This window comes from Sediminibacterium sp. KACHI17 (genome assembly GCF_040362915.1).
In the GTDB taxonomy this organism is placed as follows: domain Bacteria; phylum Bacteroidota; class Bacteroidia; order Chitinophagales; family Chitinophagaceae; genus Sediminibacterium.
In genome coordinates this window covers 2,211,338-2,234,397 of the sequence record NZ_AP029612.1, presented here as the reverse complement: position 1 = coordinate 2,234,397, position 23,060 = coordinate 2,211,338, and the positions used below count along the sequence as shown (strand labels likewise).

16 protein-coding genes and 1 tRNA gene are annotated in these 23,060 nt (G+C 42.6%); 6 read left to right on the top strand and 11 right to left on the bottom strand.

Features of this window, described 5'->3' with window-relative positions:
- Window positions 1–44 precede the first annotated feature (44 nt).
- The 7 genes from ABXG83_RS09900 to ybeY all read right to left on the bottom strand — a co-directional run bounded on the left by ABXG83_RS09900 (window position 45) and on the right by ybeY (window position 11,592).
- Window positions 45–2,492 carry a DUF5916 domain-containing protein gene (locus ABXG83_RS09900; protein WP_353548698.1) on the bottom strand — a complete coding sequence of 816 codons (2,448 nt, stop codon included), beginning with the start codon at window positions 2,490–2,492 and terminating at the stop codon, window positions 45–47.
- A gap of 280 nt (window positions 2,493–2,772) precedes the next feature.
- Window positions 2,773–4,092: an amidohydrolase family protein gene (locus ABXG83_RS09895; RefSeq protein WP_353548697.1), complete on the bottom strand. Its 1,320-nt coding sequence runs from the start codon at window positions 4,090–4,092 to the stop codon at window positions 2,773–2,775.
- An 11-nt stretch (window positions 4,093–4,103) separates the two neighbouring features.
- The gene (locus ABXG83_RS09890; protein ID WP_353548696.1) at window positions 4,104–7,160 is read right to left on the bottom strand and encodes an amidohydrolase family protein; all 3,057 of its coding nucleotides are present in this window, start codon (window positions 7,158–7,160) and stop codon (window positions 4,104–4,106) included.
- A 159-nt stretch (window positions 7,161–7,319) separates the two neighbouring features.
- Entirely contained in the window at window positions 7,320–8,324 is a 1,005-nt protein-coding gene (locus ABXG83_RS09885; protein ID WP_353548695.1) for a proline iminopeptidase-family hydrolase, read from the bottom strand.
- 73 nt (window positions 8,325–8,397) lie between these two features.
- On the bottom strand, window positions 8,398–10,266 hold the full coding sequence (gene mnmG, locus ABXG83_RS09880; RefSeq protein WP_353548694.1) for a tRNA uridine-5-carboxymethylaminomethyl(34) synthesis enzyme MnmG: 1,869 nt from the start codon (window positions 10,264–10,266) through the stop codon (window positions 8,398–8,400).
- A gap of 30 nt (window positions 10,267–10,296) precedes the next feature.
- A complete protein-coding gene (locus tag ABXG83_RS09875; RefSeq protein WP_353548693.1) occupies window positions 10,297–10,911 on the bottom strand; it encodes a hypothetical protein in 615 nt (204 codons plus the stop codon).
- Window positions 10,912–11,160: 249 nt separating this feature from the next.
- On the bottom strand, window positions 11,161–11,592 hold the full coding sequence (gene ybeY / locus ABXG83_RS09870) for an rRNA maturation RNase YbeY (protein ID WP_353548692.1): 432 nt from the start codon (window positions 11,590–11,592) through the stop codon (window positions 11,161–11,163).
- 81 nt (window positions 11,593–11,673) lie between these two features.
- Here ybeY and ABXG83_RS09865 point away from each other — a divergent pair, with 81 nt between their 5' ends.
- The 3 genes from ABXG83_RS09865 (at window position 11,674) to ABXG83_RS09855 (ending at window position 15,090) form a co-directional block, all read left to right on the top strand.
- Window positions 11,674–11,901, top strand: a complete 228-nt coding sequence (locus tag ABXG83_RS09865) for a FeoA family protein (RefSeq protein WP_353548691.1) — start codon at window positions 11,674–11,676, stop codon at window positions 11,899–11,901.
- 28 nt (window positions 11,902–11,929) lie between these two features.
- Window positions 11,930–12,499, top strand: a complete 570-nt coding sequence (gene nadD / locus ABXG83_RS09860; RefSeq protein WP_353548690.1) for a nicotinate (nicotinamide) nucleotide adenylyltransferase — start codon at window positions 11,930–11,932, stop codon at window positions 12,497–12,499.
- A gap of 149 nt (window positions 12,500–12,648) precedes the next feature.
- On the top strand, window positions 12,649–15,090 hold the full coding sequence (locus ABXG83_RS09855; protein WP_353548689.1) for a prolyl oligopeptidase family serine peptidase: 2,442 nt from the start codon (window positions 12,649–12,651) through the stop codon (window positions 15,088–15,090).
- Between the two features lie 142 nt (window positions 15,091–15,232).
- Here the strand turns inward: ABXG83_RS09855 and rho are convergent, their stop codons facing one another.
- A complete protein-coding gene (rho, locus tag ABXG83_RS09850; RefSeq protein ID WP_353548688.1) occupies window positions 15,233–16,813 on the bottom strand; it encodes a transcription termination factor Rho in 1,581 nt (526 codons plus the stop codon).
- Between the two features lie 215 nt (window positions 16,814–17,028).
- A complete protein-coding gene (locus ABXG83_RS09845) occupies window positions 17,029–18,012 on the bottom strand; it encodes a PAS domain-containing protein (RefSeq protein ID WP_353548687.1) in 984 nt (327 codons plus the stop codon).
- Between the two features lie 308 nt (window positions 18,013–18,320).
- On the opposite strand from ABXG83_RS09845, the gene asnS reads away from it, so the two are divergent.
- Together asnS and ABXG83_RS09835 are read left to right on the top strand one after the other, a co-directional pair.
- On the top strand, window positions 18,321–19,769 hold the full coding sequence (asnS, locus tag ABXG83_RS09840; protein WP_353550762.1) for an asparagine--tRNA ligase: 1,449 nt from the start codon (window positions 18,321–18,323) through the stop codon (window positions 19,767–19,769).
- Window positions 19,770–19,883: 114 nt separating this feature from the next.
- On the top strand, window positions 19,884–20,654 hold the full coding sequence (locus tag ABXG83_RS09835) for a DUF3050 domain-containing protein (RefSeq protein WP_353548686.1): 771 nt from the start codon (window positions 19,884–19,886) through the stop codon (window positions 20,652–20,654).
- A 54-nt stretch (window positions 20,655–20,708) separates the two neighbouring features.
- Here ABXG83_RS09835 and ABXG83_RS09830 read toward each other — a convergent pair whose 3' ends face one another.
- On the bottom strand, window positions 20,709–22,214 hold the full coding sequence (locus ABXG83_RS09830) for a choice-of-anchor I family protein (protein ID WP_353548685.1): 1,506 nt from the start codon (window positions 22,212–22,214) through the stop codon (window positions 20,709–20,711).
- 240 nt (window positions 22,215–22,454) lie between these two features.
- On the opposite strand from ABXG83_RS09830, the gene ABXG83_RS09825 reads away from it, so the two are divergent.
- Window positions 22,455–22,527 (top strand) — tRNA-Phe (locus tag ABXG83_RS09825).
- Between the two features lie 102 nt (window positions 22,528–22,629).
- Here ABXG83_RS09825 and ABXG83_RS09820 read toward each other — a convergent pair.
- The gene (locus tag ABXG83_RS09820; RefSeq protein ID WP_353548684.1) at window positions 22,630–22,833 is read right to left on the bottom strand and encodes a hypothetical protein; all 204 of its coding nucleotides are present in this window, start codon (window positions 22,831–22,833) and stop codon (window positions 22,630–22,632) included.
- Between the last annotated feature and the right edge of the window lie 227 nt (window positions 22,834–23,060).

Below are 23,060 nucleotides of genomic sequence, written 5' to 3'. Positions count from 1 at the left end.
TCAATATTTCTAATTGACAATTCACCATTCACAATTGACGGCTTTTATCTCTTCTTCCTGAGGCTTAAATAATCCAAGAAATAAATTACCCGAATAGAAATACTGTTTTGCTGATCAGAGCGTAACGTATTACCAAAGTTTTTGAAATAGTTGGTGTTTACATCTCTGTTGAAACTGCTGATCGCGTCTTTCCAAACCACATTGATAAAACTACCCAGTGCAAACTGCCAAGTATATACCATGTCGATATTGAAGTAGTTCACATTAAAATCTACATTGTTGCTGATGCCGCCGGGAATATGGTTGAGGTATCCGTCTTCTCTGAGTTTATAAAACTCTTTATTGGCAACCTTGCTCCAATAGTGTCTGGCCCTGAATGTAAGACCCATCTTATTGTTGAAATTGTATTTCACATTGAACACATTCTCAACTGTGTTTCTTTTGCGCAATGCGAAGATGATACTGTCTTGACCATACATCGTCGCATATCCCAGATTATTATGCGCGAATTGCAAGAAGGTATTGATGGATAAGGTCAGCTTCTTATTGAAACGATAGTTATGACGCAAGAAGATATCTTGTCCGTTGCTACCATACTGGTTAAAGGACCTATTGAAGAATTCAACGACTGCAGAATATTTCTTGGCATTATTGGTTTCGAACCAGAATCCGGTAGCCCAGCTGGCCGGACGTTTGAAAACCTTTCCATTGACACGCGGTTCAAAAAAGTCGTTTTGTTCCGGATTGATGTTGATGTTAAAACCGGTCCACCACAAATTTTTCAACTGTGAGTTCACGTTGATATTGAAATTGAAGCGCTGATAATCCATCGGCTTGTAGCGCATCGAATAATTGATGTTCATATTTGCCTGGATCCTGTTGTACCATTTTTTCGGCTGTAACCAACGATAGCCCATCCACAAACCATTATTGAAATAGTTGTTATTGGTGAAGTAGCCCATATCATTGTGGTTATACTTGTTATCGGCCAACTCCTGCCAGATATTGAAGTTGAATCGACCACTGGTTTTACCAAAACCCAGCGTGTGATTATAACCTGTAAGTGTTTTACCCGGCGCCTCATAACCAATCAACTGGCTCACGCCGACTTGTCCGTTTACATTCCAGGTATTCTTTTTATCGTAGATATCCCAAAGCGCGGCTGTTACATTGGCGTCATAATCAGTACCGCTTCTGGTGACATTGGTATTGATCAATGAAACACTTGAATTGTTTTTTAGTGATTGATCAAATACCAAAATGTTATAGTTCGTAAGTGGATTTGTTTCTATTCTTCTACTCTCTTTGCCTCCATTTTCAATGGTTGCATACTGTGCTTTCGTTACCGCGTTAAAGAAACCAATGCCTAGGCCGCTGCTTGTTCTTCCGCTGATCTTACTGGCATTCAGCAATCTTGTTTCCAAAGGATTGTTTGTGATCGATTCACCGGGTTGCAATTGTCCTTGAACTTTCCCCAAATGCATGGGTGTTCCACCAATTCTTCGGCTATAAAAAAGATTCCCCTTTCCAAACAGTTCTGTCCCCTCTGTGAAGAAGGTTCTGTTTTCGTTGAACTGTACTTCAAACGGTGTGAGGTTCAATACCTGATTATCACTTTGTACTTGTCCGAAATCCGGAACAAGGGTCATATCTAAAGTAAATGCCTGGTTGATACCATATTTCACATCCATACCACCATTGATAGATGTGGTAGTATTTTTTACACCGGGTGTGTTATAAGGAAAGTGATTGGCATAGGTTGATAAATATGGAGAAAGTGAAAGACGCACCGGAGGTTTGATATCACGAATGCCTGTCCATAAACCAAACTGAGCAAGAAAGTTTCCGCCAATGGCCGGATCGGTTGGATTCCACATTAACTGTTTACCACTTTTGCTTCTTCTTCTGGTGATATTGATACCCCAGTCCTGAATTTTTGTATTACCAAAACGAATGGCCGCATAAGGAATTTTCATTTCAAAGGTCCATCCGTCTGATTGTAACTGCGCATTGCTTTCAAAGACGCTGTTCCAGCTGCCATCTTCACCATTTGATGAATACTTTGCATCAAACTGCTCACCCAATGCTGTTACATAATACCCGAAACCATTGATCTTGTCGTTATACGTGTCGAAGATTACGCCTACAAAATCATTTACACCCACCACATCACGACCTACTAATTCTTTTGTAATGCTATCCGGACTTGCTTCGTGTGCATATCCGGCAATATAGATGGCATCATTATCGTACAGAATACGGATCTCGGTTCTGTTCTTTTCGTCTTCTTTGTTACCAAACGCAGGACGCCATTCCACAAAATCTGTGGCCACAGGAGCAGATAACCATGCAGAATCTTTCAGGTTACCATCAATGACGATCTTTTGGGTGGTTCTTGTGGCTTCGATCTTTTTCACCACACGAGTACTGTTTTGAGCATGCAGCGTAAATGCCGATGATAACAGCAGTATTAACAGGGATACGATTCTCATACAGTTGTTTTGCAGGTAATGGTTTTTCTTCATCTTGTTTCTTTTCGGGTTGTTCATGCGTTTACAACAACCACGCTTACGAAAAGAAACGTAGTAAAACTAAGAACGTTACATACCGGGCACTGTTAAGGACTGTACAAGAAAGATGAACGGTAATTGACGCAGAAGGATGGTGAATAGCAAGGATGCCGCTGTAAATATTTTGTTAAGCGAAAACAAAAAACCCCGATCAGATTTGACCTGATCGGGGTTTTTCTTTTGCAACAATTATGTCGCTTTTTTACTTGATACCGTATTTGTGTTTGTATCTTTCGTAGAGCTGTGTGTGTTTACTGCTCAGGTTAATACCGCGACCCTGGATATAAGCATTCGTGATGATGCTACTCTTCATATCAAGGATATCACCGGCGCTGATAACGATATTCGCATCTTTACCAACTTCCAGTGTTCCGGTTTTGTCATCAATACCTAAGATCTTAGCGGCATTGAGTGTGATCGCTTTCAGTGCTTCTTCTTTACCCAAACCATAAGCCGCAGCAGTTCCTGCATTGAAAGGAAGATTTCTTCCTCTGTTCTGCGGATCGTCATCATTCAAGCAAAAGAGCACCCCTGCTTTGTGTAATGCTGTAGCAGCTTTGTAAGGCTGGTCTACATCATCATCATCCAAAGTTGGCAAGTTGTGTTCTTGTGTGAGGATCACTGCAATATTGTTTTGCTTTAACAGGTCAGCAATTTGCCAGCTGTCAGATGCGCCTACTAATACTACATCGAATCCGAACTCTTTTACAAAGTCAATCGCCACCAGCATTTGTTTTACTTGTGAGCAATGGATGTAGAGTTTTTGTTTTTTCTCGAAGAGCGCTTTCGTAGCTTCAAATTTCAGGTTGATCTCTTTACCTGCATCTTTTTGATGATACGCTTTTGCTTCTCTGAAGAAAGCTTTCACTCCTTCAATACGGTCTAATGCTGCTTTCACAGGATCGCTGGGCTGTTGTGGTCCCAGTAATGCCAATAACGCAGCAAAACGACCACCACCCGGACGAGCCAACAAGCTTGGCATATAGAAGTGCATACCGTTATCGATCTTGTAAGCGGCATCTTCATAATTCCACGCATCAAGCTGAACAACGGATGATTGTCCGGCAACGAGTTGTCCGCCCGGTGCCACATGTGCTAACAGAATACCATTTGCACGCAAGGTGTTGGTAACAATAGATTCTGCTTTATAAGCAACGATAGAATGGATCGATGGATTCAATTCACCGAGTTCATTGATATCTGTGCTTCCGCGCACACCTGAAATTTCCTGAAGACCCAATGTGGATGCAGGAAGAATGATGCCTGGATATATGTGTTTTCCTTTTGCGTCAACGATGGTTTCAGCAGAAGGAGCGCCAGCAGCAGCACCGCTGTATGTGATCTTGCCATTATCGAAAACCAATGTACCGTTTTCAATCACGGTACCGTTTCCAACATGGATCACCGCGTTGGTGATGGCTGTTCTTTTGTTTTGTTTGGGAGCAGGATAAACATCATCCTGCGCTGTTGCAGTACTCAGCACCAGCGAAAGAAGTCCTGTATATAAAAGTGTTTTTTTCATGATGCGGTAGTTTATTGGTTATCTGCATGGATGTCTTCTGCCTCAATTTCCAACATGCCCAGTTTATGGGAGTGATCCAGACAGGTATGAACATATTTATAACTAGGTGTTGCAGGCATGGTTGGACGACCTCCGCGCTTTTCACCTACCATTTTATTAATGAGGCGCATACGCTCTGCTAATACTTGCTTACGCATAGCAGCATCTTTTTCACGATCGAAATAGATGATACCATCTACCATTGTTTTTTCTGCTTTCGCATAAATACTTAATGGATGATCGCTCCACAGAACAAGGTCAGCATCTTTACCTACTTTGATACTTCCTACTTTATCATCTACGTGCAGCATCTTTGCAGGATTGATGGTAACCATCTTCAATGCTTCTTCCTCTGTTAAACCGCCATACTTCACACTCTTCGCCGCTTCCTGATTCAGACGACGCGCCATTTCTGCATCATCAGAATTAATGGCAACATTCAATCCTACTTTATTCATGATAAAGGCGTTGTAAGGAATTGCATCGGTAACTTCAACTTTATAAGCCCACCAATCAGAGAAGGTAGAAGCAGCAGCACCATGTTCTTTCATTTTATCTGCTACTTTATATCCCTCCAAAATGTGTGTGAAGGTGTTGATGCGGAAACCAAATTTTTCTGCTACGCGCATGGTTGCAGTGATCTCATTCTGTACATAAGAGTGACAAGTAATGAATCTTTTCTTATTCATGATCTCTACCAATGCATCCAATTCAAGATCGCGACGTGTTCCTTTTGGATCTGCTTTCATGGCTTTCTCATAAGCAACTGCACGAGAGAAAGCGTCTGTCAGGACTTGCTCTACACCCATACGTGTATCAGGGAAACGATTGTTGCTGGTAGATGAAGTACGTTTTACGTTTTCACCCAATGCGAATTTGATGAAAGGATCTGCACCCTTGAATTTCAACCCTTCATCATCTGTACCCCAACGCAATTTGATCAATTGTGTTTGTCCGCCAATAGTGTTCGCAGATCCGTGCAGAATATGAGAAGTGGTAACACCACCGCTCAGCTGACGATAGATATTGATATCATCCGGATCCAGGTTATCACCCATGCGCACTTCTGAAGTTACACTCTGCGCTCCTTCATTGGTAGAAGCAGAAGCAATGTGTGAATGTTCATCAATGATACCCGCTGTCAGGTGTTTGCCTGTTCCATCGATCACAGTAGCTGCTGCATCAGAAAGATTCTTTCCAACACGGGCAATTTTACCACCTTTCACCAATACATCTGTTCCTTCAAGTTTACCTTCTTTTTCGCTGGTCCAAACGGTAGCGTTCTTGATCAGATAAGTTCCTTGAGTTGGAATGGCGTTTTCAGCAGCACCAAAAGCAGTGAAAGGGTACATTGTAGCGCCGATCAGATTTCCTCTGGTGTTCATTCTGCTTGCAGAATCTTTTTTAGCAACTGGAGCAGCACTCATTTTTGCTGTCCAGGTCATTCTGTTACCTTCTGCATCTTCGGCAGTACCATTCCAGCTATCACCATTACTGAATCCGCTGAAACGAATATTATTACGTGAACGTTTTTCAGGAGCGAAGCTGAATTTCACTGCTTTGCCATCAAAATTAAATGTGGCATTAACAGTATCTTTTGCGATCACAGTAGCAGCGCTATTGCTCTTCACATCCATGGTGTAAGCGGTTGTGCCGTTTGCACCTGTAATAGACAATTGATAAGTACCGGCAACATTGTACCAGTTGCTTTCGTTCACTGCATATTTTTTGCCCTGTACCCAGTTTTGAAGAATGCTTGTTCTCTCTGCAAAAACAGGTCCGGTTGTGATCACGAAGTTGGCCATCTTGCCGTTATCGAGACTACCTACTTTATCATATACACCCAACCAGGTTGCAGGTGTTTTTGTAAGTGCTTCCATAGCCGCTTTTTCAGACAGTCCCATTTCCATGGCTTTTCTGAGATTGGTCATGAAGGTTCTTGCATCACGAACATCAGCTGCGGTTAAGGCAAAAGAGATACCTGCTTTTTCAATCGCTGCTGGATTTGTAGGCGCGAGTTCCCAATTCTTCATGTCTGCCAGAGAAACCAAACGAGCATCGTTCGGATCTTCTACATCCATCGCAGCAGGGAAATTCAATCCCACGATCAGCGGAGCTTTGGTAGCCGCTACCTCTTTGATGCGCTGGTATTCTTTACCGGTAGCTTTTAAGATATATTGAACACCAAACTCATCACCCACGCGATCAGCACGCATGATGTTCCAAAGTTCCACACCGGTTCTGTCTGATGGATCCATGATCTGCGGAAGACTTTGTTGATCATTAAAATATTTCAAAGTGATATTGACGCCATCACCTTGTTCAGTAGTAGCTGTAGGATTGTTTTTATACCATTGACCATCTAAGTAGGTCTGGCGCAACAAAGCGATGGTTCCCATCAATGAACTTGGATACGATTGAGTGGATGTTCCTTTGTTGAATGACAAATGTGCCGCAGCTTTTTCTTTTACGATAAGGAAGTTGTCTGCATCGTTGGCCAATGTTACCACTGTTCCGGTTCCGCGGAGGATACCATCTTTCTGGTGCGACAATACTGTGCCAAAACCCATCTCACGAAGTGGCTTTGCACGCGCATCATCTGCAGTAAACATTTTGTAAGCATGCACATCTGTTCTTAATGCCTGATTCCAACCATAAGCCCCTTTTTGATTGGAGGTCAACTGTGCAGGTGCGTTAAAATTAAAGCCCCCTGTTTGTTGTCTTTGCTGGGGCATACCGTAATCTGTATAAATGTCAATGAAAGAAGGATAGATGTATTTATCCTTACAGTCAACCACTACTGCATCTTTTGGAATGGCAACGCCATTGCCAACCGATACAATTTTTCCATCACGAATAACCATTGTGGCATTGGTTAATGTGGTCTGTGCATCTTTCACAATGGTGGCATTGGTAAATGCGTAACAGCCGTCACGCTTATCTCCAATACCATTGATGTGAAATGTTTCCTGAGCCTGTAGCAATGTTGCGAACAGTAGCCCCGAAAACAGGAACTTGAGTCTTCTCATGGTAAGTTAGATTGGTTTTAGGAAGAGTTTAAAGCTACTGAATTAGCCGAGCCAATTAAACAGCAATTTTATTTTAAGGATGAATGGATGAAAACAATCGGTAAATCCCCGATCGGCTTATAATAGCTCCGGGCTTAAACCTGGAGCTATTTCAAAGAATTATTTGGCTGAGTCGGTTTCTTTGATGAATTGGATCACGCCATCCATGAATATTTTCTGGTCATCCCACATAGATAAATGACTTCCGTTGGGACAATACAAATATTTTCCATTTTTCACTTGTTTGCTCATCCATTCCATATGTGCCGGATCCATGGTGTCATATTTGGCGCCAACGGTCAGGGTTGGTACGGTAATTTTGGGTAGATCTGCCTTTCTATCCCAAGTCAGCAAGCGACCCCCTACTTTAAATTCACTCGGCCCCTGCATCATCACATAAACGGTTTCGTTGACATGCTTAAAGGTTCTGTTCACGGGTTCGGGCCATTCAGGTAGGCGACAAAGATGTTTTGTATAATATTCATTGAAGACCAGCTCCTGGTAGGTTGGATCTTTGAAGAGTCCTTTTGCTTCATACTGCTGTAATGAATCTACCAATGATGGACGCATCTGTGAACGAAGTACTCCATTGTACTTTTCATAATCAGGAATACTAGCCATCATATTGCAGATGATAAGACCTTTTAGATTTTGCTGATACTTCAGTGCATATTCCATTGCGAGAATACCGCCCCAGGAATTCCCTAACAAATAGAAATTGTCTTTGGTCAGTCCAAGCGCCGTTCTTACCTGTTCTACTTCTTCTACAAATCTTTCAGTAGTCCATAAGCTACTATCAGTAGGTTGGTCGCTATAGTAAGAACCGAGTTGGTCATATTCAATGATCTCAAAACCCTCTTTGGGAAAGAAGCTTTCAAAGGCTTCCATATACTCATGGGTCATAGCCGGACCGCCGTGCAGCAACAATACTTTTACGCGAGGGTTATTACCAATGGTTTTGGTCCACACTTTAAAAGTACCAATCTCTGTTTTAATGGGGATCATTTTGATACCGGCCATTTGCACACCGGAATCTTTGGTGGCAAAATACTCTTCAACCGTAGTAGATTTTGGTTGACAGGAAACAAGGAATGCGATCGATAGGAAAGCAATTAAAATTCTCATAGCAATAGATTTTATAAAAAAGGCTTATCCTTAAAGATAAGCCTTCGGTATAAAATTTGCGAATCGTGAAATCTTATCTACCCATATACACCATCAAAATCTGTACATCACTGGGATTCACTCCGCTGATTCTACTAGCTTGCCCGAGTGTACGAGGACGAATGCGTTTGAATTTCTGCAAGGCCTCGTTGGATAGAGCCGCTACACGATCATAATCAAAGCTATCCGGAATTTGAGTGTTCTCCATTTGACTCATGCGTGTTGCGATCTCTTGTTCTTTTTCGATATAGCGTTCATACTTGATCTGTATCTCCGCTTGCTCGATCGTGTCTTTGTCAAAAGCATTCAGTACATTGGCTAAACCGGGAACATGTTGCATCAAAGAAGGTAGATCCACATTTGGACGCAAGATGATCTTCGCAGCTTTTTGTTTTTCTGAAATACTTGCCGAGCCAATGCTCTCAAAGAAGTTGTTGATATGATCAGGTTCAATATTGAACTCCTGTAAGATCTTTTTGATCGAAGCAACACCGTCTCTTTTACTGATCACTTTATCCATCCTATCCTGAGAGGCAAGACCGAGTCTATAGCTCAGCTCTGTCAAACGCAGATCAGCATTGTCTTGGCGTAAGAGTGTTCTGAACTCAGCTCTGCTGGTGAACATGCGATAAGGTTCATCGGTTCCTTTGCTGATCAGGTCATCTATCAACACGCCGATATAAGCTTCGCTTCTTTGCAAGATCACTGGGTCTAACTCTCTTGCTTTTTGGTGTGCATTGATACCTGCCATCAAACCTTGACAAGCCGCTTCTTCATATCCCGTTGTGCCGTTGATTTGTCCGGCGAAGAATAAATTGGAGATGAGTTTTGTCTCCAGAGAATATTGTAATTGAGTAGGCGGAAAATAATCGTACTCGATGGCATAGCCGGGTCTGAAAATTCTACAGTTCTCAAAACCCGGAACAGTACGAATAGCTTCGTATTGCACTTCTTCGGGTAATGACGTTGAGAAGCCGTTGACATAGATCTCAACAGTATTCCATCCTTCCGGTTCCACAAATAGCTGATGTCTTTCGCGATCTGCGAAGCGGTTGATCTTGTCTTCAATACTCGGACAATACCTCGGTCCCGTTCCTTCAATTCTTCCCTGGAACATTGGACTTCTGTCGAATCCGGTTTTTAGAATATCGTGTACCTTTTCGTTGGTATAAGTAATATAGCAGCTGCGTTGTTCAGCGGCTTTGATACGGGGAACATCGGTAAACGAAAAGCCAACGATCTCATCATCCCCTTTCTGTTCCTCCATTTTGCTGTAGTCCAAACTACGGCCATCGACACGAGGCGGTGTTCCTGTCTTCAAACGATCGCTTTCAAAACCGAGTTCTACCAATTGCTCGGTGATACCTGTGGCAGCTTTTTCAGCGACACGTCCACCACCAAATTGTTTCTCACCAATATGGATGATGCCATTTAAGAAGGTACCACTGGTCACCACCACCGTTTTCGATTGGATCTCGTGTCCCAATCCGGTTACCACTCCACACGCTCTTCCATCTTTGATAATAAGCGAACGAACCATGTCTTGATAGAAATCTACATTCGGAGTATTCTCCAGCATCTCTCTCCACTTGGCAGCAAAGAGCATTCGATCGTTTTGGGTACGAGGACTCCACATGGCCGGACCCTTACTGCGGTTCAGCATGCGGAACTGTATGGTGCTGAGGTCGGAGACAATACCACTGTATCCACCCATGGCGTCGATCTCACGAACGATCTGTCCTTTAGCGATACCGCCCATGGCCGGGTTACAGCTCATCTGGGCAATGGTTTGCATGTTCATGGTTACCAATAAAACCTTGCTACCCAGATTGGCAGCAGCAGCGGCAGCTTCACAACCGGCATGTCCGGCTCCAACTACAATGACATCATATTGCGGAAACATAGTTTGCAAAGATAGTTCAGGCTACAGGCATTAGCTGAACTTTTTGAGTATTTCCCTTTCTAATAATAGGTCTTCAATGCTCATACCCGCATTATACCGGGCAAACTCCTCCCGGGTTAATTGAGTGATTTGTTCAAGGGCTGTTTTGTTTTCTATAATAAAGGCTTCTATCGAAGGACTACTTTCTATCTCTGATATTTCAAGGGTAGCGATTTTATCCAACATCTTTTGACAAAGGAAAAAACCTGTTTGCTCATAAAGCTTTTGAAAATAAGGCCTTACAGAAATAACATCGATTCGATTGCCCCTGTTTTTATGCTGATCTATCGGCTCAACCCTCAGGTTGATAAAGCTCCAGCATAGCTTTAGATCTTCCTCAGCGGAATAATCGAAGTAGGCGGCGGGAACGATATGGTCAAATTGCCAATGCGTTCCGAAATTGTCCCAGCCCAGCCCATCGGTAAATTGTATTTCAAACCATCTTCTAAGGGTTGAAGCGCTTAAACCAAAGTATGGCGCATAGAATTCGCTGGGGGCGCCTTCTAAAACATACCTTCTGTAGGCAAGCTGCCACTTTCTCTTTTCCCTAAACTTTAATAGAGAATCCGTTACCTCCTCCTGTGGAGTCCATCTTTTTCTAGCCATATCCCAAAGTTAGGCAATGTTTCAACCTGAAACTGGGATACGTGGAACAAATCAAGATTTAATGTTTCAGCATGAAACTGTGTTTTGTGGAACATCTTCGACTTGATAAAAGCTTGATTATTATCTGAGAAGGCTATCTCAACTCTAATTTTCTCCTATGCACCATCTCCGCGACCATTTGTTTTCTGTGGGTCATCAGTTCACCTTACCGCAAGAACGAGAGGGCGCGTAAGTTTCGCAGAGGAAGGTCTAATGTTTGGTGAGATAAGTAGAGAGATAGTGGTTTTCTTTTTCCCGCATCAAGGTGATGTCGCTTTTCTTCTTGTCTTTATAACCACATAAGTGCAAAGCGCCATGGAAGATCACCCTAAGCATTTCTTCCTTGAAAGAAACACCGAGTTGAACGGCATTGTCCTTCACGCGGTCTACACTGATATAGATCTCGGCTTCTACCGGCTCGCCAGGTTCGGAGAGACCGAAAGTGATGATGTCTGTATAATAATCGTGCGATAGAAAATCACGGTTGATATTTAGGAGGTAGGCATCGGAGCAAAAGACATAGTTGATATGCGCCAGCTTCTTTTTCTCTTTCTTAAAGATGGTCTCCACAAAAGCCTGAATGGCCGTCTTCTGTGCCAATACTAATTTCCTGTCTGCATATCGAAACGTTACTTCCTTCATAACCGTATATCTATTACTCCAAAATTCGTAACAAAAGCCCATTATGCCATGCTACCTTTATATAATATTTATAATCAGACGATGAAAAGACTCTCAGAGTTAGAAGCCGGACAAAAAGCCATCATTAATTCCTTTGAAAAAGATGAGATATTTATCAAGCTCATGGAAATGGGATGTATTCCGGGTGAAGTAGTTCAGGTAGAACAAGTGGCTCCACTGGGCGATCCGATCTCCATTTCTGTGGCCGGATACCATCTCAGTCTTCGTTTGAGCGAAGCCAGAAGTATTTTTGTGGAAGACGCAATATAGCATAATTAATTGATAGTCAATATATTAGATGAATATCGGACTCTATTTTGGCTCTTTTAACCCCGTTCATACCGGACATTTGATCATCGCATCTCATGTTGTGAACTATACCGATGTACAACAAGTATGGCTCGTGGTTTCTCCGCAAAATCCTTTTAAACAGTCTGCCTCTCTGTTGAATGAATACGACCGACTTCATCTGATGAACCTGGCCATTGATGATGAAACACGCATCAAAGCGTCTGATGTGGAATTCAAATTACCACGCCCTTCTTATACGATTGATACACTCACCTATCTGAAAGAAAAATATCCGCAACATTCTTTCAGCATCATCATGGGTAGTGATGGTTTTCAAAACCTGCCCAAATGGAAAAATGCAGAACTGCTCATCAAAGAATATCCCATCATTGTGTATCGTAGACCAGGATTTGAAATCACTGATGAATGGAATGCACAACTCACGGTACTCGATGCTCCTATGCTGGATATTTCTGCAACACTCATCCGCAACAATATCAAAGAAGGAAAATCCATTCGTTATCTCGTTCCTGAGAAAGTAAGAGAAGAGATTGAGCGGAATAATTATTACAAATAATTTTTATTGCCACTGAAGACACAGAGAAGCACTGAAAAATTTCAGTGTAATTCAGTGCTCTCAGTGGCAATACTTTTATCCGCCCGTCTATAAAATTCATTTCTTCATCCCCCATTGTTACAATAGATTTATCGGATTAAAATTTCCGAATGAAACATAAACTGCTTTTTACAGGGCTGATGTTGGTATGTCTTTCCTCATTTGCCCAGTTGACCGTTGAGAAAATCATGCGTGATCCAAAATGGATCGGCACATCTCCCTCCAATATTTTCTGGAGTGCAGACAGTAAAAAAATCTATTTCAGTTGGAACCCGGATAAAAAAATGTCCGACTCAACCTATGTCTACACGGTTGGCGCTTCTGGAACACCTGTACGTGCATCATTACAAGAAGTACAAGTTGCGCAAGCACAGAACAATGCCGTGTTCAATGAAGCACGCACCAAAATGTTGTATGTATTACGAGGTGATCTGTATCTCGTAGAGATCGCTTCCGGAAAAACCATTCGTATCACACAAACACAAGAACAGGAATTTGCACCACGCTTTATCCTGAACGACGAGTGGGTGGTATACAACCGCAATCAGAATTTATTTGCTTGGCACACACAAAATGGAAGTACACTGCAATTGACCAATATCATTCGCGGAACAGAAACAGCTGTTACTGCAGTTCCCTTTGGCGGAGGCGGTCGCGGTGGTGCACAATTTGGTGGAAACAGAAACGCCGCTCCTGCTATTGCTGCATTGGCACAATCACAAGAACAATGGTTACGCGATCAGCAATTGGATCTCTTTGCTGTATTGAAAGAAAGAAAAGAAAGAAGAGATGCCCGTACAGAATTTTTACGCGCCAATCGTGATACCGATACTTTAAAAACGATCGGTATCGGTGACAAACAATTACAAAATTTACAGATCAGTCCCGACGGACGTTTTGTTACGTATCGTTTGTATCAGGCTCCTGCCAATGCAAAGAATACCATCGTTCCTGATTATGTAACGGAAAGTGGATTCACTACCGATATTCCTGCCAGAACAAAAGTGGGTGCTCCCTTGGGTCGATATGAGTTTTATGTATTTGATAAAACAAAAGACAAACTCATGATGGTGATGATCGATTCTGCAGCTATTCCAGGTATCATGGATCAGCCGGATTATGTAAAAGATTATCCGAAACAATTTGGCAATCGTCGCGCACCGATTCGTGGCGTGATGATCAATGGTCCGTATTGGAATGCATCAGGAACTGTTGCCATTGTTGATATCCGTTCTCAGGATAACAAAGACCGCTGGATCATGCAACTGGATGCAGAAACCGCCAAACTCAAACTCATCGATCGTCAGCGTGATGAAGCCTGGGTCGGTGGTCCGGGTATCAGCGCCTTCGGTGCAACCATGGGTTGGATCAACGACAGCCAACTGTATTTCCAAAGTGAAGCCACCGGATATTCTCATTTGTATGTCTATGATATGGTATCCGGAAAAAAGACAGCGCTCACACAAGGGAAGTATGAAGTACAGTCTGTTTCACTGAGCAATAACAAACAATATTTCTATTTACTCACGAATGAAGAACATCCGGGCAAGCTCAACTGGTATCGAATCAATAAAGACGGCAGCGCAAAAGAAAAGATCACTTATATGACCGGTGGTTATGAAGTGAGCATGTCGCCTGATGAAAAATGGATCGCGTATCGTTATTCCTATAGCAATAAACCCTGGGAATTATTTGTTCAGGAAAATACAGCCGGAAAAACAGCAGCACAGATCACCAACAAAGCAGTGACCGATGAGTTCAAAGCGTATCCTTGGAGAGATCCGAAAATGATCACCATACCCGCACGTGATGGACAACAGATCTATGCACGTTTGTACGAGCCTACCAAAGCCAAGAACAACAAAGCGGCTGTGATCTTTGTACACGGCGCAGGATACTTACAGAATGTACACTATTGGTGGAGTTCTTATTTCCGTGAATACATGTTCCATAATTTATTGGCTGATCAGGGATATACCGTCATTGATATCGATTACCGTGCGAGCAGTGGTTATGGCAGAGATTGGAGAACTGGGATCTACAGACATATGGGCGGAAAAGATCTCGATGATCATGTAGATGCCGCTCAGTTCCTCACAAAAAATTATGGAGTAGATGCCGGAAAGATCGGTATCTATGGTGGCAGCTACGGTGGATTCATCACACTGATGGGACTCTTCACCACTCCGGATGTTTTCAAAGCGGGTGCTGCATTAAGACCTGTGACAGACTGGGCTCATTACAACCATGGTTATACCTCTAATATCCTGAATGAGCCGGTGAATGATAGTATTGCTTATGCAAAATCATCACCGATCAATTTTGCAAATGGATTGAAAAATCATTTGTTGATCTGTCATGGTATGGTAGATGTGAATGTTCATTTTCAGGATGTGGTGCGACTCTCACAAAAACTGATCGAACTTGGAAAAGACAACTGGGAGCTGGCAGTATACCCCATGGAAGACCACGGTTTTGTAGAACCCAGCAGCTGGACAGATGAGTATAAGCGAATTCTGAAATTGTTTAATGAGCGATTGTTGAAGAAGTGAGTAGGGTGAATGGTGAATTGTCAATTGTGAATATTGAGTAATCAATGATTGGCATTTAGCTAAAAAAAGCGAAGTGGTTTCTAATCACTTCGCTTTTTATTTTGTAGTCACCCCTTATTGACCATTGACCATTCACACCGAACTAACGATTCATCGACGCGAGAAACTCTTCATTGTCTTTCGTTCCTCTCATTCGTTTCAGCAATTCGTTCATGGATTCTTCGGTATTCATATCATTGATATAAAGACGAAGAATGTTCATGCGTTGTAACACTTCTTTATCGAGTAATAGATCATCTCTACGTGTAGAAGAACCTACCAGATCAATAGCAGGGAATATGCGCTTGTTGGCCAAACGACGATCAAGCAACAACTCCATATTACCGGTGCCCTTGAATTCCTCAAAGATCACTTCATCCATTTTACTACCGGTTTCGATCAAAGCGGTTGCAAGAATGGTCAGTGAGCCGCCGTGTTCAATTTTACGTGCCGCACCAAAGAATTGTTTGGGTTTTTGCATCGCATTGGCTTCCACACCACCACTCAGCACTTTACCACTGGCAGGTGCAACGGTATTGTGTGCACGAGCCAAACGAGTGATAGAATCTAATAAGATCACCACATCATGACCGCATTCTACGAGGCGCTTTGCTTTTTGTAAAGCGATAGTAGATACTTTCACGTGTTTTTCTGCAGGCTCATCAAAAGTAGAAGCGATCACTTCTGCTTTTACACTGCGCTCCATATCGGTCACCTCTTCCGGACGCTCATCGATCAATACCACCATCAGGTAACATTCCGGATGGTTGGCTGCAATGGCGTTGGCCACTTCTTTCAGCAACATGGTCTTACCCACTTTTGGTTGGGCAACGATCAATCCACGCTGACCTTTACCGATCGGGGTAAACAGGTCCATGATACGTGTGCTGTAATTATTGGAAGTGGTGAACAGGTTCAATTTTTCGTAAGGGAACAATGGTGTCAGGTAGTCGAAAGGAACGCGGTCGCGCACTTCATCCGGACGTTTACCATTGATATGATCCACTTTTAATAGGGCGAAATATTTTTCTCCTTCTTTTGGCGGACGAACAGATCCCGAAACGGTATCACCGGTTTTCAGACCAAATAATTTGATCTGAGATGGAGATACATATACGTCATCGGGAGAAGATAAATAGTTGTAATCAGAAGAGCGGAGGAATCCATAACCATCTGGCATCATTTCCAATACACCTTCACCGGAGATCACGCCTTCGAATTCGATATTGAAAGTAGGCTCTTTGCGCTGGTGTCTGTGTTGAGGCGGAGCAGGTGCTTCTTGCGGCAAACCTGTTTCAGGAGCTGTTTCAGCAGTAGCATTCGCATTGCTGTTGGCTTCTGTTGGCTCCTGCATTGTTTCCTCTGTTTCGGTAGGTTGTTTATCTGTGCGGCCTTTTTTAACCGGACCACGTTTAGCGGCTGCGGCAGGTTTTTCAGGTGCTTCCTGCATCACTTCTGCCTCTTCCGTACCATTCGCAGTTTTCACCGTTACGGGCTTACGGGCACGAGCCCCTTTTTTGGCAGCGGTATCTTTTGTTTCACTGGCCTGAACCGCCTGGTTGTCCAGGATCTTATAGATCAGACCTTGCTTGTCTAATTTCTTAGCACCCGTGATCTTTAGTTGCTCGGCGATATCGAGTAACTCGGGCAACAACATGTCATTTAATTGCAGAATATCGTACATAAAGTCTATTGTGGAGAAAAATCAAATTGTCATCATTCAACATCCAGTCTAAGGAAAAGTAAACTCAGATCGGAAAATCTATTGGGTATAAAACTGATTGGAAAGAAGATAAACTGATGTGTCGAGAGCTAAAAGAGGACCGTATCAGCTTGGTTTCCGATGCAATGTTAAGCGAATTTTCTTAAAAACAAAACAAAAAATCTTTCCCGGAATCGTTAAAAATCGGCTTCATATTGCGTTTTATCAACGATTCGACTGATCAAACCATCCAATTCCAACACGCTCTGCCTGAGATATTGCAAAATTTGTTCATTTTCTTCCTGCGTTTTTTCTTTCAGATCAAAAAGATCGGTCAGTCCCATGATATTGGCCACGGGTCTGCGGATCTCGTGCGACTGAATCTTAGCAATCTCTCGGAGCGAGTCAGCTTGTTTTTGGATTTGTAATTCCTGTTCTTTTCTATTCGTGATATTAATGGAGGCGATCACAATTCCGGTCAATTCACCACCATCATCGAAAACACCGTAATAACGTCGAAGAAACCAGCGGTTCTCACCATCCGGATATGTCAACTGGTGCTCATGAGAAATGGTCTTTTTTTCCTTTCTCAATTGACGAGCATGTTCCAACGCCCTTTCTCGTTCAGATTCAGGATAATAATTGGTCAGCTTCTCGCCTACAATAAACTCTTTCCCAAACAACTTTCGGGCATGTTCCTGCGCTCTTCGATTTGCATATCGGATCTTGAAATCATTGCTCATATATATAAGCACATTATCAGAGCTATTGATGATAGATTGAAGCGTTTGCTCTGACGCTATGAGCTGATCTCGTTTCGCTTTTAATTCAGTGATATCTTTTGAAACACCAACAACATATTCAATGGCACCATCCTCGCTTGTGATGGGAAACAATTCGCTGAGACTGGTGGTTTGATCTTCAAAGCTTTCTTCAAAACTGATATTCGAGCGAAGGCGTACGCACTCAGTAAAACGTTTACGGATATCTCCTACAATATTGGGCTGAAGCATGTCCCGGAACTCCTTGCCTACAACAGATTCCGGGGTAACATTGAATTTGCGGAGATATGCATCGTTTACATATTCCATCACAAACTCATCACCACTCGGCTGCACCCGCACAATGAATACGGCATCTGTCGTTAGTTCAATCAATGATCGGAACAAAGATGGCTTCATTGCTTGCTATTGGATTTGAGAGTAAAATGCCATTAAATATAGCGAAAAAGGGTATTGGGTGATCGGGGTATCGGGTAATTGGGATATTGGGTAATCAGGTAATTGGGAAATTAGGTGATCGGGTGTTTGGTAGGGAGCTTTTTTTATGGTGGGTTCTGATGCTACAGGATTCATTATATACACCTCCAATAGCCCTATATCCTGATTTCCCAATTACCTGATTACCCGATACCCCGATTCCCCAACCCCATTCCTTCTTATCTTTGCCGCTCAAAGCCCGAACGATGGGCGTTTCAAAACAGCAAGCGATGTTTAACAAAAGAACCAAGATCAAAGACCTGCTGAGTAGCGGGGTGGCCGGACAAGAAACCATTGTCATGGGATGGGTGCGAACTTTTCGCAACAATCAGTTCATAGCATTGAATGATGGAAGTACCAATAATAATTTACAGGTAGTAACAGAACTCGGCTTGTTGGATGATGCTACATTAAAAAGAATTACTACCGGTGCTTCTTTAAAAGTAACCGGCACAGTAGTGCCCTCTTTAGGAAAAGGACAGTCGATTGAATTAAAAGCAACACATGTAGAAATATTGGGTGACAGTGATGCAGAAAAATATCCGTTGCAACCCAAGAAGCATAGTCTCGAATTCTTAAGAGAGATCGCACACCTTCGTTTTCGTACCAATACATTTGGTGCTGTATTTCGTATCAGACATTCACTGGCATTTGCGGTACACAAGTTTTTCAATGAAAAAGGTTTTGTGTATTTGCATACACCCATCATCACGGCAAGTGATGCAGAGGGTGCAGGAGAAATGTTTCGTGTGACCACATTGCCGTTTGATAACCCACCACGCAAAGAAGATGGCAGCATCGATTTTGCAGAAGACTTTTTTGGGAAGAGTACCAATCTCACCGTAAGTGGACAATTAGAAGGAGAGTTGGGTGCGATGGCATTTAGTGAGATCTATACATTCGGTCCTACTTTCCGCGCAGAAAATTCAAACACGACCAGACACCTCGCAGAGTTCTGGATGATAGAACCGGAGATGGCGTTTTATGATATTGAAGACAATATGAATCTTGCTGAAGAGTTCATTCAATATTTGATTCGATATGTGATGGAACACAATGCCGATGATCTGTCCTTTTTGGATCAGCGACTGGCAGAAGAAGAAAAACAAAAACCACAGCAAGAACGTCAGGAGTTTGGATTGTTGGAGAAGCTGAAGTTTGTTACAGACAATAGTTTTGAAAGAATCACTTATACTGAAGCGATACAGATATTACTCGATTCACCTGCGTACAAGAAAAAGAAATTTAAGTTTGATGTGAAGTGGGGTATTGATATGCAGAGTGAACATGAAAGATACCTGGTAGAAAAACATTTCAAGAAACCGGTGATCGTAACGGGCTATCCTGCAGCCATCAAAGCATTTTATATGCGCTTGAATGATGGATGTGAGCCGGGTAAAGAAACGGTAGCCGCCATGGATATTCTGGCACCGGGTATCGGAGAAATTGTGGGCGGTTCACAAAGAGAAGAGCGTTTAGAAAAACTGGAAGCGCGCATGCAAGCGATGCATATACCATTGGAAGAGATGAGCTGGTATCTTGATACCCGTCGCTTCGGAACCGTTCCACACGCAGGTTTCGGCCTGGGCTTCGAACGCATGGTACAATTCGTAACCGGCATGACCAATATCAGAGACGTCATTGCTTTTGCGAGAACGCCGAAGAATTGTGAATTTTAATTAGCTACAAGCCACAAGCTGCAAGAAGAAATTAAATGTTCACTTGCAGCTTGTACCATGAAGCTTGCAGCTTACTCCCTTCAACCATTTCCCCCCTCCACACGTATATAATGCATGGAAAATGAAAAAATAGTTCAGCTGAAACAAAGGCTGGAAGAAGTAAGACCTGATCTTGTTGATCATTCTCTATATCATAGTTTGGTAGATCTTGAACAACTCCGTCGGTTTACGGAGTATCATGTGTTTGCCGTCTGGGATTTTATGAGTTTGTTGAAATCATTGCAACAAAAATTGACCTGTACAACTACGCCATGGATACCGGTGGGTTCGGCGAATACACGTTACCTCATCAATGAAATTGTATTGGGCGAAGAGAGTGATGTAGATGAAGCGGGCATCAGAACCAGTCACTTTGAATTGTACCTGAAAGCGATGGAACAGATGGGTGCTGATACAACGGCCATCACACAATTGTTAACCTATATACACAATGGTGTGCCGGTGCAACAGGCATTGCAACAATTACAATTGCCCAGGGCTATTTGTGATTTTGTAGGATATACGTTTGAGGTCATTGAAAAAGCACCGGTACATGTACAGGCAGCCGTATTTACATTTGGTCGTGAGGATCTGATACCGGATATGTTCATGGGTCTAGTGAAGGATCTGTCTGTGCAGTATCCAGCACAATTGGCCGTTTTCAAATATTACCTGGAACGACATATTGAAGTAGACGGCGATCATCATAGTCATCTGGCGATGGAAATGGTTAGTGAACAATGCGGACAAGATGCTTTGAAATGGGAGCAGGCCGCGGAAGCAGCACTCACAAGCTTGAAATATCGGAAGCGATTATGGGATGCGGTATATGCAACGGTAGTATAAAAAAGAAGAAGCCTGTTCAAGAAAGAACAGGCTTCTTCTTTTTTCGAAGTGTCATTACAGCTTTGTGGCTTTATAAATTTTAACGAGGCCATCATTCTCACTACTCACTACTAAAAGACTTTGTTGAATGGGACTTTTAGAAGCGGGAATGAATAAAACGCCTTCAGGTGCATCACCTGTTTTGATCATTTTCAGAAAAACAGGTGCAGTAGGAATGGTAACATCATAAATGGCAATGGCATCCGCTCTTTCTAAACCAACAAAAGCGATCATTTTGCTACCTACTCTGCCAATGGTAATGGCTTCCGGTTCTACTGATTTATCATCACTTCTGCCATCATCGTATACGGCCAGGTCTTTGGCTTTTACATCGAGTTCATTTTTACTATCGAAGATCAATGCGCCATTAGAAGCATCCCAAATACTGAAAGATCGTCCACCCATACTATACAGCGCATCGTAATCACCATCATTATCGGTATCACCATTGGTGGTGAGTATATTCAAACGACCCATCTGAGCATCTGTTTTTAAAGTGGCAGCATTAGGAAACGCAGTGGCATCTAAGTTCACAGAAGACAATCTTCTAACGTCAGCAAAATTGTTGTACTCTCTAGAGTCACCTTCATTGGCGGTGAATAAATAGGTTTTACCGGCCATAGAGAAATTGGCAATGGCATCTGGCATATAGATACCGAAGATCTTCCAGGGAGCGAAGTTGATACCATTGTCACGATCAGAAATATCAATCGCATGGGCAGTACTATTAAAATCTTTGAAGCCAAGGGGTAAAATATTGGTGAAGGTTTTAGAAGCCAGGTCAATGGTAGCAATGGCATTGGCTTCCTGTAAGGTAACCCAGGCTGTTTTAGAATCAGCAGAAACGGTGATGTATTCGGGTTCAATGTCTTTCAGGAAATTTTTATTGGGTCCGCTGATGCGTAACCCTTTTTCAGCCAGTGTAGTTTGTTGAGCTGTAAATGCAGCGAAGTTGAGTGTGGTAACAGCATAATTATTATCTACACTGATGATAGAAACCGATCCTTCGGGGTCATTGCTGTAGTCGGCACTGGGCTCACCTTCATTGGCGGTGAGAATAAATTTTCCATCAGGACTAAAAGTAACCATGTCAGGCAAAGCGCCTACTGTTATTACTTTTTCTTCCGCATAGGTAGTGGTGTTAAAGATCACCACTTTACCCGGATCTTGTTTGTTGGTAGATTCGATGGCGGCGGCCAGTTTACCATTGTATACATCCACGCTATTGACGAAACCACCATAGGGCGACATGCTTATGGAGTGAATAATGCTGATAGCAGCCGGATCGGCAATATTGATGACATCTATTTTATTGGTGGTGCCGTTGTTAACAGCAAAGAGTCTTTTGGTGATGGGGTCATACGTGGTGATTTCTGCAGCACCGAGACCGCCAAGGTTAATAGAGGCGATCTCCACATAGGAAGCGGGGTCTTCATTGACGAACTTTTCAACCGGATCGGTATCTTCTTTTTTACAGGCAACAAAAGCCAGTAAGCAACAGGCAAATGCGATGAATCTCATAGTCGTTTAGTTTTGGCTGCAAAACTGAAGGCGCAAGGTTATCGCAGAATTATGGAGCTGTTACCGAATTGTTATGGAGAAGGTTCGCAAAAAAGCAAAAAATTGTCATTTCCTGTGGATTATATGTGAAAACCCCCTATTTTTGCTGCCCCGAAAGGGGATAGTAAGCTTCAAGTATCAGGCTTCAAGCCACAAGTATAACCTTGTATCTTGTTTCATAGATCTTGAATCTTCACCGAAGGTGCGGTAGCTCAGTCGGTAGAGCAAAGGACTGAAAATCCTTGTGTCGCCGGTTCGATCCCGGCCCACACCACAAAGACCTCAACAGAGATGTTGGGGTCTTTTGTTTTAGGAGAAGTCATCAACAAAGGATAAAATTTTTTAAATAAGAAGCTATTACTAATAAAAGCCGCTCTCATTTTACTACACATGCTATTGCTGCATAACCGGAAATGGTGATGACCGCATCCGAAAATATTACGGATGCGGTGAGTATGGCGGCACTGATCTCTGCCAATCCAACAGAGATCTTCTTTAGTGTGCGGAAAATGAGATAGTTTAATTGAAGCGTATTGAATATATAATGTAGTAAGCAGGTATGAATATCTACCGACAACATTCTTTGCTGATTTACTCAGCTAATAAAAGAAAACACCACTCCTTTGTAATTTTTTCGAAATCGTTTCATCAAAAAATACTGATGTGTTATCAATTGTAATTCTCTATATAATGTAAATCCTCCATCAAAATATTAAACACGCTATCTCATTTTTACGCGATCACTTCTCTTTAATGATTTATCCCCCTCATTAAAGGGAATTTCAATTTAATAAAATCGGCGCATGT